Source organism: Marinobacter sp. (assembly GCF_041690615.1).
Lineage (GTDB): Bacteria > Pseudomonadota > Gammaproteobacteria > Pseudomonadales > Oleiphilaceae > Marinobacter.
Genome location: NZ_JAWLGY010000041.1, coordinates 1 through 15,898, shown reverse-complemented (window position 1 = coordinate 15,898; position 15,898 = coordinate 1). Strand labels below are relative to the sequence as shown.

General features: G+C 59.9%; 12 protein-coding genes. 8 read left to right on the top strand and 4 right to left on the bottom strand.

Annotated features, from left to right (window positions below):
* The coding region (locus ACESMZ_RS17235) for a sigma-54-dependent transcriptional regulator (protein WP_372973067.1) at nucleotides 1-1,340 on the bottom strand (1,340 nt) is incomplete at its 3' end.
* A gap of 22 nt (nucleotides 1,341-1,362) precedes the next feature.
* The gene (locus ACESMZ_RS17230; protein ID WP_372958534.1) at nucleotides 1,363-3,009 is read right to left on the bottom strand and encodes a sensor histidine kinase; all 1,647 of its coding nucleotides are present in this window, start codon (nucleotides 3,007-3,009) and stop codon (nucleotides 1,363-1,365) included.
* Between the two features lie 124 nt (nucleotides 3,010-3,133).
* On the opposite strand from ACESMZ_RS17230, the gene ACESMZ_RS17225 reads away from it, so the two are divergent.
* Nucleotides 3,134-4,798 carry an NAD+ synthase gene (locus ACESMZ_RS17225; protein WP_372958533.1) on the top strand — a complete coding sequence of 555 codons (1,665 nt, stop codon included), beginning with the start codon at nucleotides 3,134-3,136 and terminating at the stop codon, nucleotides 4,796-4,798.
* A 21-nt stretch (nucleotides 4,799-4,819) separates the two neighbouring features.
* Here the strand turns inward: ACESMZ_RS17225 and ACESMZ_RS17220 are convergent, their stop codons facing one another.
* On the bottom strand, nucleotides 4,820-5,653 hold the full coding sequence (locus ACESMZ_RS17220; protein ID WP_372958532.1) for an outer membrane protein assembly factor BamD: 834 nt from the start codon (nucleotides 5,651-5,653) through the stop codon (nucleotides 4,820-4,822).
* 235 nt (nucleotides 5,654-5,888) lie between these two features.
* Between ACESMZ_RS17220 and rluD the strand changes: the two genes are divergently transcribed.
* The 3 genes from rluD to clpB all read left to right on the top strand — a co-directional run bounded on the left by rluD (nucleotide 5,889) and on the right by clpB (nucleotide 10,361).
* A complete protein-coding gene (gene rluD / locus ACESMZ_RS17215; protein WP_372958531.1) occupies nucleotides 5,889-6,866 on the top strand; it encodes a 23S rRNA pseudouridine(1911/1915/1917) synthase RluD in 978 nt (325 codons plus the stop codon).
* Nucleotides 6,856-7,599: a peptidoglycan editing factor PgeF gene (pgeF, locus tag ACESMZ_RS17210; RefSeq protein WP_372958530.1), complete on the top strand. Its 744-nt coding sequence runs from the start codon at nucleotides 6,856-6,858 to the stop codon at nucleotides 7,597-7,599. Before rluD ends, pgeF begins: the two co-directional genes overlap by 11 nt.
* A 185-nt stretch (nucleotides 7,600-7,784) precedes the next feature.
* Entirely contained in the window at nucleotides 7,785-10,361 is a 2,577-nt protein-coding gene (clpB, locus tag ACESMZ_RS17205; protein ID WP_372958529.1) for an ATP-dependent chaperone ClpB, read from the top strand.
* 87 nt (nucleotides 10,362-10,448) lie between these two features.
* Here clpB and ACESMZ_RS17200 read toward each other — a convergent pair whose 3' ends face one another.
* Complete coding sequence (locus ACESMZ_RS17200; protein WP_372958528.1) at nucleotides 10,449-10,916, bottom strand: DUF4124 domain-containing protein; 468 nt, start codon at nucleotides 10,914-10,916, stop codon at nucleotides 10,449-10,451.
* A 590-nt stretch (nucleotides 10,917-11,506) separates the two neighbouring features.
* Here ACESMZ_RS17200 and ACESMZ_RS17195 point away from each other — a divergent pair.
* From ACESMZ_RS17195 to pssA, 4 genes are all read left to right on the top strand, one after another.
* Nucleotides 11,507-13,225 (top strand): acetolactate synthase 3 large subunit, encoded by a 1,719-nt coding sequence (locus ACESMZ_RS17195; protein ID WP_372958527.1) that lies wholly within the window; start codon nucleotides 11,507-11,509, stop codon nucleotides 13,223-13,225.
* Nucleotides 13,226-13,227: 2 nt separating this feature from the next.
* Complete coding sequence (gene ilvN / locus ACESMZ_RS17190) at nucleotides 13,228-13,719, top strand: acetolactate synthase small subunit (RefSeq protein WP_372958526.1); 492 nt, start codon at nucleotides 13,228-13,230, stop codon at nucleotides 13,717-13,719.
* A 63-nt stretch (nucleotides 13,720-13,782) separates the two neighbouring features.
* On the top strand, nucleotides 13,783-14,799 hold the full coding sequence (gene ilvC, locus ACESMZ_RS17185; protein WP_372973066.1) for a ketol-acid reductoisomerase: 1,017 nt from the start codon (nucleotides 13,783-13,785) through the stop codon (nucleotides 14,797-14,799).
* A 133-nt stretch (nucleotides 14,800-14,932) separates the two neighbouring features.
* Nucleotides 14,933-15,745, top strand: coding sequence for a CDP-diacylglycerol--serine O-phosphatidyltransferase (gene pssA / locus ACESMZ_RS17180; protein ID WP_372958524.1), 813 nt, complete (start codon nucleotides 14,933-14,935; stop codon nucleotides 15,743-15,745).
* Nucleotides 15,746-15,898 lie beyond the last annotated feature (153 nt).

Here is a 15,898-nt window from a genome sequence, read left to right as displayed (position 1 = left end):
CCCAGTCGCTTCGCGGCCGCGGTCTTGTTCCATCGTGTCGCCTCAAGGGCCTTCTCAATGGCCTGGCGTTCAATGGTTTCCAGATATTGCTCAAGGTCCATCTCGCCATCAGGTAATGATGGCAGCGCCTGGCCATGGTCAGCGCCATGGTTTTCTGGGGTTAGCCTCTCCCGGGGAAGGTCCACTGGTGATGTGCCAATGTGCAGGTCCTCCGTATCGATGACTTCTGAATCGCAAAGGGTAAACGCCCGTTCCAGGATATTCTCCAGCTCCCGCACGTTGCCGGGAAAGGCGTAATCCTTCAGGTAATTCAGTGCGCCCTGACTGAGCCGCGCAGGGGGGCACTCGTACTCTCGGGCAATGCGCTCGAGGATATGGTTGGCCAGTAGCGGGATATCATCAGGGCGCTCCCGCAGTGGTGGCACGGCCAGTTCAATCACATTAATGCGATAGAACAGGTCCTGGCGGAAGCTGCCATCCTTGACCAGTTCGGGCAGGTTCTTGTGGGTGGCGCTCAGGATACGGATGTCTACTGGCACTTCCCGGGACTCACCCACCGGGCGAACGGCTTTTTCCTGGATTGCCCGCAACAGTTTCACCTGCATGGCCAGTGGCAGGTCGGCCACTTCGTCCAGAAAGAGGGTGCCGCCATCGGCGCTGCGAAACAGGCCGTCCTTGCTCTCGTTGGCGCCGGTGAAGCTGCCCTTGCGATGACCGAAGAACTCGCTTTCCATCAACTCGGATGGAATGGCACCACAGTTGACCGCCACAAAAGGTGCGTCGCTGCGGGGACCCTGCATGTGGATCATCCGGGCCACCAGCTCCTTGCCACTGCCAGATTCGCCACTGATGAATACGGGTGCCTGGCTGCGGGCCAGCTTGCGGGTCTGCCCGCGCAGGCGCTGTATTTCGCGGGAGTTGCCCAGTAACAGGCCTGGCTCATCCGCCTGCTGGATTTCCTGGCGTTCCGGCTCAGACAGACGCAGGGCACTGTTCACCAGCTCTCGCAGGCGGGGCAGTTCCACCGGCTTGCTGACAAAGTCGAAGGCCCCGGCCTTCAGGGCTTCAATGGCGGTATCCATGTTGCCATAAGCTGTAATGACCGCTACCGGGGTTTCGGGCCGGTGCTGCTGGATCCATGCGACAAGATCGATGCCATTGCCGTCCGGCAGGTTCATATCGGTCAGGCAAAGGTGGGCTGGTTCCGCCTGCAACAGTTCCCGCGCTGTGGCCAGGTCGGGAGCCGAACGGGTGGCGATACCCATGCGCACCAGGGTGATCTCCAGAAGGTCGCGGATATCCGGTTCATCATCCACTATCAGTGCGGTATGGGTGGTCATAGGGCTATATCCTTTATAGTTTTCATATCAGTCTGCCGGAGGGCGCGAAGGTAATCCGGAAGCAGCAGCCATTCCCCCGGTCCTTCAGCAGGGCCAGGTGGGCCTGGTTGGTCTCGCAAAGCTCACGGGCCAGGTACAGACCCAGCCCGGTGCCGCTCTTGTCGGTGGTGAAGAAGGGCTCGAACACCGAATTGCGGTGATCATCGGCAATGCCGGGTCCCTGGTCTTCCACATCGATATAGGCACGCTCGCCATCCGTGGTGGACCCCGCCCGCAGGACCAGGGTGGCGCTTCCGGTATGCTGTTTGCTGTAGCGCAGGCCGTTGTCGCACAGGTTGGTCAATACCTGCTCGATCTGACTTTTGTCGAAGCGGGCGGCTGGCAGCTCAGGAGACAGCTCCAGAGTGATTCGGGGTGGCTCGCCGTTCTGGTAACTTGTGGATTGCTGGTATTCCCGGACGAAGTCGGTCAGCCACTGGCCCAGATCGACCAGCCGGGCATCCGCCTGGCGCCGGCGGGACAGGTCCAGCACGTTCTCGATAATACCGTTCACCCGGCGGGAGTGCCGCTGGATGATCTCCAGCATGCGCTGGTCCGCCTCCGGAATGTCGCCAGACTCGCTCATCAGTTGTGCCGCATGGCTGATGGCCCCGAGTGGGTTGCGGATCTCATGGGCGATACCGGCGGTCAGCCGCCCCAATGACGCCAGCTTCATCTGCTGGGCCTGCTGGGTAACCTTGCTGAGGTCTTCAATAAATACCAGGATCAGATCGCTGTTTTCTTCGTCCAGGCGGGTGAAGCTGGCCTGGATCATGGGGGCAGCCGGCTGGATCTGGCAGGGTTCCGGCCGTTTGCGGGGGTCTTTCTTCCAGGCGGTCAGGCCTTCCAGTAATGCCACCGGCAAGACCCGGCTCTGGTGTCCATGGTGGCTGGTCATCCCGAACAGGAGCTCTTCTGCCGCAGCGTTGGCCAGGCGGATGCGTCCGTCCTGGTCTGTTACCACAATGCCGGTGCGCATGCGCTGGATGATCTGTTCGTTGATCTTTTCCAGTTCGATGATGCTGCGGGCCCGGGAGTCCGCCAGGGCTTCGCTGCGTTGCATGCGACGGGTAATGGATTGCAGGATCAGCGCCGCGCCGAAGTAGAGAATGCCCAGTGAGCCCGCCCGGACAATGTTGTCCACGCTATCTCCGTGCACCATCACGCCCCAGCCCGCAATGGCCAGGGAGCAGATGGCAGCGAGGGCAGCATAGAAAAGGCCCATCCGGCTGGGGGTCAGGATGTTACCCGCCGCTACAGAAATAATGATCAGGTTGGCCAGGCCGTTGGTGATGCCCGAACTGGTGAAAAGCAGAAGGTGGATGATCAGGATATCTGCCAATACCGAAAAGGTGATGTGGCGCTGGCCGGGGCTGAGCCCGCCCACCAGCATCAACCCGATGGCACTGTTGAGAATCAGGTAGCCCAGCACTCCGGCCTGGTAATATTCGGCCAGGCGCAGGGGCTGGTTGAGCTGGGCTGGGTCCACGAACAACAGCCCGGTCAGCACCAGGCTGATCACGATCCGGTACAGGTTGTACACCCGGAACAGCCGCTGGGACTGTCCTGGTGCTCCCGGGCGGTAGTTCTGGCCGGTCGGGCTGACCGTGTCGTCAGGCAGGTCGCTCAAATGTATTTCTCTCTGCAGTCTGGCAGTGGTTTCAGGAGTTCTTCCCTGAGTCAGTACGGCAGCAATCCCTTGGCTACAGCGCTATAATAGCCTTTTCACAGCAACAGGTTACAGGAGCGGGCGCATGTCTCAGCAGCCAGGGTCAACAGCAACAGGTCAGACGGCACGGAAATTCACCGTGGTCATGGCACAGATGGATTTTCTGGTTGGTGATATTCCCGGCAATGCCCAACTGGTGATCGATGCGGTCCGCAGGGCTGAGCGAGAGCATAACGCAGATCTGGTTGTGTTTCCGGAACTCTGCCTCACCGGCTACCCGCCGGAGGACCTGTTGCTGCGCCCCAGCCTGGACCTGCGAGTGGCGGAGGCGCTGGCCTTATTGCAGCAGGCAGGGCTCTCTGCGGCCTGTGTTATCGGCGCCCCGGTCAGGCAGGGGGGGCTGCTCTATAATGCCGCCGTTCTGATTGACCAGGGAGACATCCGCGCCACCTATTTCAAGCGGTTCCCGCCCAACTACCAGGTATTTGATGAAAAGCGCTATTTCGCCGCCGGAACCGGGCCCTGTGTGGTCGAACTGCGCGGCGTGCCGGTGGGGCTGACCGTCTGTGAGGATATCTGGAGCGATGGCCCGGTGGAGCAAGCCGCCGCAGCAGGCGCGAGGCTGCTCATCAACCTTAACGCCTCCCCCTATGATATTGGCAAGCAGGCCCGTCGCAAGGCCCTGCTCGAGGGCAAGGCGCGGGATAACGAGCTGGCCATCGTTTACGTCAACCTGGTCGGTGGCCAGGATGAACTGGTGTTCGACGGCGGCTCGCTGGTTTATGACCATTCCGGGGAACTGGCGGTGGAAGTGCCCCAGTTTGATGAAGGGCTCTACCCGGTGGAATTTATCTGCGATCACCACTGTCAGCCGGTGTCCCGGCCCCGACCGCCGGAACCCTCGCTGGAGGAGAATATCTACAAGGCGCTGGTGCTGGGTGTTCGTGACTATGTGAACAAGAATGGCTTCCGCTCGGTTGTGCTTGGCCTTTCCGGTGGTATTGATTCGGCGCTTACCCTGGCAATTGCGGTGGATGCCCTTGGCGCTGACCGGGTCCACGCAGTGATGATGCCGTTCCGCTATACCTCCTCCATGAGCCTGGAAGATGCGGAGGCGGAAGCGAAGGCGCTGGGCGTGCGTTACGACGTATTCTCCATCGAGCCCATGTACGACGCCTTTATGGCCGCACTTTCAAAACCGTTTGAGGGTACAACTCCCGATACCACGGAAGAAAACCTCCAGGCCCGCCTGCGGGGTGTGCTGCTGATGTCCCTGTCCAACAAGTTTGGATCACTGGTGCTGACCACTGGAAACAAGAGCGAGATGGCGGTGGGGTACTCCACCCTGTACGGCGATATGGCTGGTGGCTTTGACGTGCTCAAGGATGTGCCCAAGACCGAGGTCTTCCGGCTGTCCCGTTATCGCAACACCGTCAGCCCGGTGATCCCTGAACGGGTCATCACCCGTCCGCCCTCCGCCGAACTGGCGCCGGACCAGAAGGATGAAGACAGCCTGCCGGGTTACGACGTGCTGGATCAGATCCTGAACCTTTATGTGGAACGGGACTTCAGCGCTGAAGCCATCGTGGCGGAAGGATTTGACCGCAGGGATGTGGAGCGGGTAGTGCGACTGGTGGATATCAACGAATACAAGCGCCGGCAGGCCCCGATTGGTGTCAGGATCACCGAGAGGGGCTTCGGCAAGGACCGGCGTTATCCCATCACCAACGGCTGGAAAATCGGTAACTGAGAAGCGTGCCCATGGGCGGGGTCAGTCCCGCCCGAACAGTCCGAAGGTCATCACGTTCAGCAGTGACCGGTTCTCGGGGGTGAGGTCCCGGCCCTGGAACTGCATATTGCCGTCAAAGGCCTCACTCTCCGGGTGGTTGACGGCCAACAGGCGAACCGCGTCCTTTGCAGCGTCGTCCAGGTCCAGGGCCTGATAGGTTTCTGCCATCAGAACCAGGGCTTCTTCCGTAGAAGGCGAGTCCGGGAAGTTCTCTACCACGTACCGGGCCCGGTTGTTGGCCGCCATGTAGGCCTGGCGGCGGACATAATAACGCGCGGCATGCAGCTCCAGCTCTGCCAGCCGGTTACGGATAGCGATCATCCGCTGGCGGGCATCCGGGGCGTACTGGCTGTCCGGATATCGGTCCAGCAATTCGGAGAAGTCCTGGAATGCCTGTCGCTGTTCGCCAGGATCCCGGTCGGTGGGGTCAACGCCCAGGTACCGGGTGGCCAGGCCGACGTCCAGGTTATAGGAGGCGAGGCCTCGCATGTAAAGGGCGTAGTCGGCGTGTTCACTCTGGGGATTCAGGCGCAGGAAGCGGTCTGCTGCACTGCGAGCCCCCTCAAGATCGAGGTTCTGATAACGGGCGTAGATCAGGTCCAGCTGGGCCTGTTCCGCATAACGGCCGAAGGGGTAGTAGGTCTCCAGCTGGTCCAGGTTGCTCTCGGCTTCATTGAAGTTGCCGGAGTTCATGGCCTTGCGCGCGTTGTCGTAATAGGCCTCTTCCGGCAGAACGTCCTGATCGTCCTGTGTCGACGCGCAGGCCCCGAGAACCAATGTGGCGGCCAGCAATGCACAACGAAAACCTGATCTCATGCCTGAATCCCGTATAATGACTGGTTACCAGCTATCCTCACGGATAACGGCAGTGGGCCATTGTAACGACCTTGTTTGCCATTGTGCAGTGTTTCAACGGCACATAAGGTAAATGGAGCGGTACACTGCGCAGATAGTGCATTGGTTTAACGAATATTCACCAGGTGCGCCTGGAACACGACAACCACCACCGGTTTTCATGGTGTTTCAGCGCCCGCAACGGCCCGGGGCCAGTATGACCGAACATTCCCGAATACGTGCGTCTTTCGAGGTGCCTCACGAGCTTTCTGACCGCCGCCTGGATCAGGCAGTGGCAGAACTGATGCCCGAACATTCCCGCTCCCGCCTGCAGGGGTGGATCAAGGGCGGCACTCTGACGCTCAACGGCAAGCAGTGCAAGCCGCGGGACAAGGTGATGATGGGTGACCGTATCGAGCTGGATGCCGAGCCCGAAGCCCAGGTGGAGTGGCAGGCTCAGTCTATCGAGCTGGACGTGGTGTATGAGGACGACCATCTGCTGGTGATCAACAAGCCCGCCGGTCTGGTGGTACACCCTGCCGCTGGTCATGCCGATGGCACGCTGGTCAATGCCCTGTTGAACTACGCACCGGAAGTGGAAAACCTGCCCCGCGCGGGAATCGTGCACCGTCTGGACAAGGATACCTCTGGCATCATGGTGGTGGCTCGCAGCCTGATTGCCCACACCTCCCTGGTGGACCAGTTGCAGACCCGCACCATGGGCCGGGAGTACGAGGCGGTGGTGGTAGGCGAACTGACCGGCGGTGCCACTGTGGATGCACCCATTGGCCGCCATCCCGTGGATCGCAAGAAAATGGCGGTGGTACCCTCCGGAAAGCCGGCCGTGACCCATTACCGACTGGTGGAGCGTTTCGCTGCCCACACCCACATTCGCTGCAAGCTGGAAAGTGGCCGCACCCACCAGATCCGGGTGCATATGGCCCACGTGCGCCATCCACTGGTGGGCGATCCGCTGTACGGTGGCCGGTTGAGGTTGCCGAAAGGCACTACCGAGGAGTTGAGAGAGGTTCTGGCTGCTTTTCACCGTCAGGCGCTGCATGCGCGCCAACTGACCCTGGAGCATCCGGAAACCGGCGAAACCCTGAGCTGGGAAGTGCCCCTGCCGGAAGACTTTGAAAACCTGCTGGCCGCGTTGCGCAAACACGCCCGGGAGCTGGAAAGCCATGAGTTCTGAGTTGCCCGTCCTGCACCCGGACTGGCCGGCGCCGGCCAAAGTGCGGGCACTATGTACGACCCGGGCTGGCGGTGTCAGTTCGGCCCCCTGGGCTTCCATGAACCTGGGGGACCATGTGGGTGACAACCATGGCGATGTGCTTGAGAACCGGCGCCGACTGGCCCATTGGGCTCATCTGGAATCCGACAACTTTTACTGGCTCCAGCAGGTGCATGGCACCGATGTGGCCGTCCTGCCAGACAGCGAGCGGGTTGCCGATGCGGCGGTGACCGATCGGCCCGGCCAGGTATGCGCCATTCTGACCGCGGACTGCCTGCCGGTGCTGTTCTGCGACCAGGCCGGCACCCGGGTGGCCGCTGCCCACGCCGGCTGGCGTGGCCTTGCCGCCGGGATACTGGAAAATACCGTCCGTCGGTTTCCCGTTCCGGAGGAGCTCATGGCCTGGCTGGGGCCGGCCATCGGCCCGGAGCAGTTTGAAGTGGGGCCGGAAGTGCGAGAGCAGTTTCTGGCCGACAGTCGTGACGCAGACCGCTTCTTTGCGTTGTCCCCTGCGCAGCCAGGTCATTTTATGGCGGATATTTATGGCCTGGCCCGTTACCGGCTGGAGCGCCTCGGGGTCACCCGCGTATTTGGGGGCGGTCTCTGTACGGTCAGTGAGCCGCAACGGTTTTTCTCCTACCGCCGTGATGGTCAAACGGGGCGGATGGCCAGTTGTATCTGGCTGACTGATTGATGCCGGGTTTCCCGTATTCTGTTTCGCTTCTGATGACGCCTGTCAATTTTCTGACACTTTCTTGCCACCTTACCTTGAAGTCCTTCCCTCAGCCCCTACATTGAATGTCAAAGCAAACGGGATTGCCGCCTGTTTCTCCCGTTATAGGGAGCGGCACCCAGACTCTGAATCGGGGATCATAAAACATGCGAATCGACAAACTGACCAGCCGGCTGCAGACCGCCCTTGCGGATGCCCAGTCCCTTGCGGTTGGCAAGGACCACAATTTTATCGAGCCGGTGCACCTGATGCAGGTGCTGCTGGACCAGGAAGGCAGTTCCATCAAGCCACTGCTGAAGCAGGCTGGCGCTGAACCTGGTCGTGTTCGCCAGGCCATCGCCCGGGAGATTGAAAACCTGCCGGAGGTAAAAGGCTCCGCTGGCGACGTTTCCATGTCCAACGACATGGGGCGCCTGTTCAATCTCGCAGACAAGCTGGCCCAGCAGCGGGGTGACCAGTTCATCTCCAGCGAGCTGATGCTACTGGCGGCGCTGGACAGCCGGGGCACCCTTGGCCGTGTGCTCAAGGAACAGGGTGTCACGAAAGAAAACCTGGAAAAGGCCATCGACGAGGTCCGCGGCGGAGAAAGCGTGAACGATGCCGGCGCCGAGGAAAACCGTCAGGCCCTGTCCAAGTACACCATCGATCTCACCGAGCGCGCAGAGGCAGGCAAGCTGGACCCGGTGATCGGACGGGACGATGAAATCCGCCGCACCATTCAGGTACTCCAGCGCCGGCGCAAGAACAACCCGGTACTGATCGGCGAGCCCGGGGTGGGCAAGACGGCGATCGTCGAAGGTCTGGCCCAGCGCATCGTCAACGGTGAGGTGCCGGACGGCCTCAAAGACAAGAGGGTCCTGTCTCTGGATATGGGCTCCCTCATTGCCGGTGCCAAGTTCCGGGGCGAGTTCGAAGAGCGTCTGAAGGCCGTGTTGAACGAACTGTCCAAGCAGGAAGGCCAGATCATCCTGTTTATCGATGAGATCCACACCATGGTTGGCGCCGGCAAGGCGGAAGGTTCCATGGATGCGGGTAACATGCTCAAGCCGGCCCTGGCCCGTGGCGAGCTGCACTGTGTGGGCGCCACTACCCTGGACGAATACCGGGAAAACATCGAGAAGGATGCCGCCCTGGAGCGCCGCTTCCAGAAGGTCCTGGTCAGTGAACCGTCGGAGGAAGACACCATTGCCATTCTTCGGGGCCTGAAAGAGCGCTACGAAGTGCATCACGGTGTTGAGGTAACCGACGGCGCTATCATCGCCGCCGCCAAGTTGTCTCATCGTTACATCGCTGACCGGCAGCTGCCGGACAAGGCCATTGACCTGGTGGACGAAGCGGCCAGCCAGATCCGTATGGAGATGGACTCCAAGCCGGAAGCCCTGGACCGCCTTGAGCGCCGGCTGATCCAGCTCAAGATCGAGCGGGAAGCCCTCAAGAAGGAAAGCGATGCGGCCTCGAAGAAACGCCTGCAGGAACTGTCTGATGTGATCACCGGTGTTGAGCGGGAATATGCAGACCTGGAAGAGGTCTGGAACACCGAGAAAGCGGCGCTGCATGGTTCCCAGAAGATCAAGAGCCAGCTGGAGCAGGCGCGGATCGACCTGGAAAACGCCCGCCGCGCGGGAGACCTGGGCAGGATGTCCGAGCTCCAGTACGGCACCATTCCGGAGCTGGAACGGCAGCTGGACATGGCCAGCCAGGCCGAAATGATGGAGATGAAGCTGCTGCGCAACCGGGTCACCGACGAGGAGATCGCCGAGGTGGTGTCCAAGTGGACCGGTATCCCGGTGTCCAAGATGCTTGAGGGCGAGCGGGACAAGCTCATGCGCATGGAGGAAGCACTCCATGAGCGGGTTATCGGCCAGGACGAGGCAGTGGAAGCGGTTGCCAACGCCGTGCGCCGTTCCCGTGCCGGGTTGTCAGACCCCAATCGTCCTAACGGTTCCTTCCTGTTCCTGGGGCCGACCGGTGTGGGCAAGACCGAGTTGTGCAAGTCGCTGGCGTCTTTCCTCTTTGATACCGAAGAGGCCATGGTGCGTATCGACATGTCCGAGTTTATGGAGAAGCACTCCGTTGCGCGGCTCATTGGTGCCCCTCCCGGCTACGTGGGTTATGAAGAGGGCGGCTACCTGACCGAAGCCGTTCGCCGCCGTCCTTACTCTGTGCTGTTGCTGGACGAAGTGGAAAAAGCTCACCCGGACGTGTTCAACATCCTGCTGCAGGTGCTCGAGGACGGCCGCCTGACCGATGGCCAGGGTCGCACCGTAGACTTCCGTAACACAGTGATTGTCATGACCTCCAACCTGGGGTCCGACATCATCCAGCAGAAGGCTGGCGAGGAAAACTACGAGGCTATGAAGAACGCGGTAATGGAAGTGGTGGGTACGCACTTCCGTCCCGAGTTCATCAACCGCGTGGATGAAGTGGTGGTGTTCCACCCGCTGGCGGAGAACCAGATCCGTGGCATCGCCAGCATCCAGATCCAGTCCCTGAGCAAGCGCCTGAAGGAACAGGATATGACGCTGGAACTGGACGAGGCCGCCATGGAGCTGCTGGCGGAAGTCGGCTACGACCCGGTCTACGGAGCGCGGCCCCTGAAGCGGGCGATCCAGCGGATGATCGAGAACCCGCTGGCCCAGAAGCTGTTGCAGGGGGAGTTTGTCTCCGGCGACGTGATCCGGGGCACTGTGCAGGACCACCAGCTGGTGTTCAGCAAGGCGTGACGCTGAGGCCGCTGGCCGAGGTGCCATCTACAAAAACGGGAGCTCAAGGGCTCCCGTTTTTGTAGTCATGTGCAGCTGGCGGCCGGTTCAGGACTCAGGGTTGTCGTCGCAGCTTTCCTCAACAATGGTTTCGAACTCAGCGCGCTTCTCCTGGATTTCCTCCGGCGTGAGGTACCGCTGCTCGCCGTCAGCGTCCGCCACGCGGATACGTGCGTTGCTGTTGATGGCCTGTAGGTTTGCCCGTGCCGTATCACAGCGGGCGTCCCGCTGCTTGCGACGGGCCTCTTCCACGGCGGATTCGTTTTCACGGCGGTCTCGTTCGGCCTTTCGTTCATCCAGGGCTTCTACCTGCTCCTGAAATGACTTGCGGTCCGAGTTGCGGGAGGACGTGCCCGTCTTCACGCTGACGCGGTCGGCTGAGCCACCAGCGGGCTCCCGGTCGCCAAAGTGCACCACGCCGTTCTCATCTGTCCAGCGGTACACCGAAGAATCTGCTAACCCCATGGCAGGGGTGAGCAGGACGATTGCGGCCATCAAAATCAGGCGTCGAGTCATATCTGAAAAATCCCTGGAAGAATAACTGCCGGGTCGGCCATGCCTGACCAACAATAACCTGTTCATTAAAGCGAATCATGCCATGGCGGGCAAAGGTTTTCCCGGCTTGCCGACGAATCTGTGAACCAGCAGGCACACACGACGGAAAGCCGCCAGTCCCGGGAATGCAATATCACAGCGCCTTGGCATGATGAATGGTTGCGGGTAGCTTTTTGCCAGTTTGGGCTTGTGGCGACGCCGTTTCTATTGACAGATACTTTCCCGCTGTCAAAATTACAGATTGCCTGAAAGCAGGGGTCAATACGGCAGGCAATCCCGAGCAGTAACCCCCGTTGAATACCACACTGTACTTCCTGTACCCCGTGTACAGGCGGTTGCCTTTTTGTATCAGCAAAGCGCTCATATCCTGGCAACCCGTTGACTGGCCCTGTTCCGGAACCCTCAGGAGCCGGGCTGTCCAGGAGACAACCTCTGTCAGACATGGTGTGGCGGAACGCCCAGGCCGGCCTTCAAAAGAGGCAAGGCACCGGGCATCCAGGCAATTCGGGAGGAATCCCGTAACATTCACTCGTTTATAGAGGGTAAATCACGTGGAGTTATTGTCTGGTGCCGATATGCTCATCCGCTCCTTGCAGGATGAGGGTATAGAGTACATCTATGGTTATCCCGGTGGTGCAGCGCTGCATATTTATGACGCGCTGTTCAGGCAGGACAAAGTCAAGCACATCCTGGTGCGTCACGAGCAGGCTGCGGTCCACATGGCCGACGGCTACGCCCGCGCATCCGGTAAACCAGGTACCGTACTGGTGACCTCGGGTCCTGGAGCCACCAACACTATTACCGGCATTGCCACCGCCTTTATGGATTCCATTCCCATGGTGGTATTGTGCGGTCAGGTAGCGTCCACCCTGATCGGTGAGGACGCCTTCCAGGAAACGGACATGATCGGCGTTTCCCGCCCGGTGGTGAAACACAACCTGTCCGTGCGTCATCCGGAAGAGATTCCCGAGATTATTCGCAAGGCCTACTACATTGCATCAACCGGCCGCCCCGGACCGGTGGTGGTGGACATTCCCAAGGATATGACCACCCCCAACGAGCGCTATGAGTATTCCTACCCGAAGAAGGTCAAGCTGCGTTCATACAACCCGGCGGTCCGTGGCCATACCGGCCAGATCCGCAAGGCGGTCGATATGCTGCTGGCGGCAAAACGTCCCATCATCTACGCCGGCGGCGGAGTCATTCTGGGCAAGGCCACCGAGCAACTGACCGAGCTGACCCGTACCCTGGGTTATCCCATTACCAATACACTGATGGGTATCGGTTGCTATCCCGCTTCTGACAAGCAGCACCTGGGCTGGCTGGGTATGCATGGGACCTATGAATCCAATATGGCCATGCACCACTCGGACCTGATCCTGGCAGTTGGTGCCCGCTTCGACGACCGGGTTACCAATGCCACCGAGAAGTTCTGTCCGGGTGCCCGGATCATCCATATCGACATTGATCCGGCATCCATTTCCAAGACGGTGGAAGCGGATGTGCCCATCGTTGGGCCGGTGGATGCGGTTCTGAGGGAGATGATCGGCCTGGTCAGGGAGGCGAAACAGAAGCCGGACGTCGACGCGCTCAAGGCCTGGTGGAAACAGATCGACGACTGGCGTGCGTTCCACGGCATGCGCTATGAAACCAGCGATGATGTTATCAAGCCCCAGGAAGTCATCGAAATGCTCCATCGCCTGACCAATGGCGAGGCCTATGTCACCACCGACGTGGGTCAGCATCAGATGTTCGCCGCCCAGTACTACAAGTTTGACCGGCCCAACCGCTGGATCAACTCCGGTGGCCTGGGCACCATGGGCTTCGGCCTGCCTGCAGCCATGGGGGTCAAACTCAATTATCCCGATGACGAGGTGCTGTGCATTACCGGTGAGGGCAGTATCCAGATGAACATCCAGGAGCTGTCCACCTGCAGCCAGTACGACCTGCCGGTCAAGATCATCAACCTGAACAACCAGGCCCTCGGCATGGTCAAGCAGTGGCAGGACATGAACTACGAGTCCCGTCACTCCCAGTCCTACATGGAGTCCCTGCCGGACTTCATCAAGCTGGCCGAAGCCTACGGCCATGTGGGTATTCGCATTGACCGCAAGGAAGACCTCGAGCCCAAGCTGAAAGAAGCCCTGGCCATGAAAGACAAGCTGGTGTTCCTGGATATTTATGTGGACAGGTTCGAGCACGTATACCCCATGCAGGTGGCCCGTGGTGCCATGAAAGACATGTGGCTCAGCAAGACGGAGAGGGTGTGATCATGCGTCGAATCATTTCTGTATTGCTGGAAAACGAGCCGGGTGCCTTGTCGCGGGTTGTAGGGTTGTTCTCCCAGCGTAACTACAACATCGAAACCCTGACAGTTGCGCCTACCGAGGACGAGACCCTCTCGCGGTTGACCGTCACCACCACCGGTTCCGACAAGGTTATCGAGCAGATCACCAAGCAGCTCAACAAGCTGATTGAAGTGGTCAAGCTGGTGGACCTGACCGAGGGCGCCCATATCGAGCGAGAGCTGATGCTGGTGAAGCTGAAGGCCACCGGTGCCCAGCGGGCCGAGATCAAGCGCACCGTGGATATCTTCCGGGGCCAGATCGTGGATGTGACCAGTACGGTGTACACCGTGCAGCTGGCCGGTAACAGCGACAAGCTGGATGCCTTTATCCAGGCCGTCGGCACCACCGGTGTGCTGGAAGTGGTGCGCTCCGGTGTGTCCGGCATTGCCCGTGGCGAAAAGGTGCTCAGTCTCTGAGTCATTTAGGATTTTTTCACTCAGGCCCTGCCCGAACAGGGCCAAACCAAGACAGAGGTTACTATGCAGGTTTATTACGATAAGGATTGCGATCTTTCCATCATCCAGGGCAAGAAAGTGGCCATTCTCGGCTTCGGTTCCCAGGGCCATGCCCATGCATGCAATCTGAAGGAATCCGGCGTCGACGTCACTGTGGGCCTGCGCCCCGGATCTTCCTCCATCGCCAAGGCAGAAGCCTACGGCCTGAAAACCGCTGACGTTCCGACCGCGGTTGCCGCGGCCGACGTGGTCATGGTACTGACCCCGGACGAGTACCAGTCCGAGCTGTACCAGTCCCAGATCGAGCCGAACCTGAAGGAAGGCGCAACCCTGGCTTTCGCCCACGGCTTCGCCATCCATTATAACCAGATCGTTCCCCGCAAGGACCTGGACGTGATTATGGTGGCTCCGAAGGCTCCGGGTCACACCGTGCGCACCGAGTTCGAGCGTGGCGGCGGTATCCCTGACCTGATCGCCATCTTCCAGGACGCTTCCGGCAACGCCAAGAACCTGGCCCTGTCCTACGCCAGCGGCATCGGCGGTGGTCGTACCGGTATCATCGAAACCACCTTCAAGGATGAGACTGAAACCGACCTGTTCGGTGAGCAGGCGGTTCTGTGTGGTGGTACCGTTGAACTGGTCAAGGCCGGTTTCGAAACCCTGGTTGAGGCAGGTTATGCCCCGGAAATGGCCTACTTCGAGTGCCTGCACGAGCTCAAGCTGATCGTTGACCTGATGTACGAAGGCGGCATCGCCAACATGAACTACTCCATCTCCAACAACGCGGAGTATGGTGAGTACGTGACCGGGCCGGAGATCATCAACGAGCAGTCCCGCGAAGCCATGCGCAATGCCCTCAAGCGTATCCAGAGCGGTGAGTACGCCAAGATGTTTATCTCCGAAGGCGGCCTGAACTACCCGTCCATGACAGCGCGCCGTCGCCAGAACGCTGCACATGACATTGAAGTGGTGGGTGAGAAGCTGCGTTCCATGATGCCTTGGATCTCTGCCAACAAGATCGTGGACAAGGACAAGAACTGATCCCTGTCGACAGCATCTGACCTGAAAACGCGGCCTCCGGGGCCGCGTTTTTCGTTTCGGGGGCAGTACGTATTTTTTGCCCTCGCCCCTTGAGGGTTATACTGAGCAGTTCATCCATGACGGAATCGGTTTCATGAGCGACGAGAAGAAAGAGCCAAAAGTAGCGGACACTGAACGCGACGACCTCCTGCCCGGTGAGGTGGAAGAGGAAGAAGTGGTGGAAGGTGCGCGGGTTCGTCGCCGGGGCATTTATCTGCTGCCAAACTCCCTGACCACGGCTTCGTTGTTTTCAGGTTTCTACGCGATTGTTTCTGCGGCCAACGGCATGTTCGCCAATGCAGCCATCGCCATCTTTGTGTCCATGGTGCTCGATGGCCTGGACGGTCGTGTTGCCCGGATGACCAACACCCAGAGCAAGTTTGGCGAGGAATATGACAGTCTCGCGGACATGGTGGCTTTCGGCGTGGCGCCGGGGTTGGTCGCGTTTTTCTGGTCCCTGAACAGCCTGGGCCAGGTGGGCTGGGCGGTTACCTTTATCTACGTGGCCGGTGCGGCTTTGCGTCTGGCTCGCTTCAATACCCAGATCGGCTCCGTGGACAAGAAGTTCTTTGTAGGCCTGCCGAGCCCCTCGGCCGCCGGGGTTGTCGCCGGGCTGGTCTGGTGTTTCCACACCTGGGAGCCGGCCGGTTGGCTGACGGCGCTGACCATACTGGTAGTCGGGGGTTCCGGAGTGCTGATGGTGTCCAATATCCTTTACAACAGTTTCAAGGACCTGGATATGCGGGGGCGGGTTCCTTTTGCCGCCATTCTGCTTGTGGTGCTGATCTTTGTGGTGGTGGCCCTGGATCCAGGCACCGTCCTGTTCAGCGCTTTCCTGGTTTACACGTTGTCGGGACCGGTTCGCTCCCTGTTTCGGAAGGGGCGCAAGCACGCGGTAGAGCATTAATCAGGCAGATACGGTTAAAAATCGGACGTTCTGGCTGGAAAAGCAGCGGTTTCATAGCGGCAAACCGAAACCGTGATAAAAAAGTTCAAAAAGGTCGTTGACAGAAAACGGTGGGGCTGTAGAATGCGCCCCACTTCGACAGGGAACGCCGGC

What these genes read in the sequence shown, in the direction of transcription:
- ACESMZ_RS17225 (WP_372958533.1), top strand. Translation starts at nt 3,134, where the DNA reads ATGTCTCAGCAGCCAGGGTCAACAGCAACAGGTCAGACGGCACGGAAA.
- ilvC (WP_372973066.1), top strand. Translation starts at nt 13,783, where the DNA reads ATGCAGGTTTATTACGATAAGGATTGCGATCTTTCCATCATCCAGGGC.
- ACESMZ_RS17220 (WP_372958532.1), bottom strand. Translation starts at nt 5,653, where the DNA reads ATGAGATCAGGTTTTCGTTGTGCATTGCTGGCCGCCACATTGGTTCTC.
- ilvN (WP_372958526.1), top strand. Translation starts at nt 13,228, where the DNA reads ATGCGTCGAATCATTTCTGTATTGCTGGAAAACGAGCCGGGTGCCTTG.
- pssA (WP_372958524.1), top strand. Translation starts at nt 14,933, where the DNA reads ATGAGCGACGAGAAGAAAGAGCCAAAAGTAGCGGACACTGAACGCGAC.
- rluD (WP_372958531.1), top strand. Translation starts at nt 5,889, where the DNA reads ATGACCGAACATTCCCGAATACGTGCGTCTTTCGAGGTGCCTCACGAG.
- ACESMZ_RS17200 (WP_372958528.1), bottom strand. Translation starts at nt 10,916, where the DNA reads ATGACTCGACGCCTGATTTTGATGGCCGCAATCGTCCTGCTCACCCCT.
- clpB (WP_372958529.1), top strand. Translation starts at nt 7,785, where the DNA reads ATGCGAATCGACAAACTGACCAGCCGGCTGCAGACCGCCCTTGCGGAT.
- pgeF (WP_372958530.1), top strand. Translation starts at nt 6,856, where the DNA reads ATGAGTTCTGAGTTGCCCGTCCTGCACCCGGACTGGCCGGCGCCGGCC.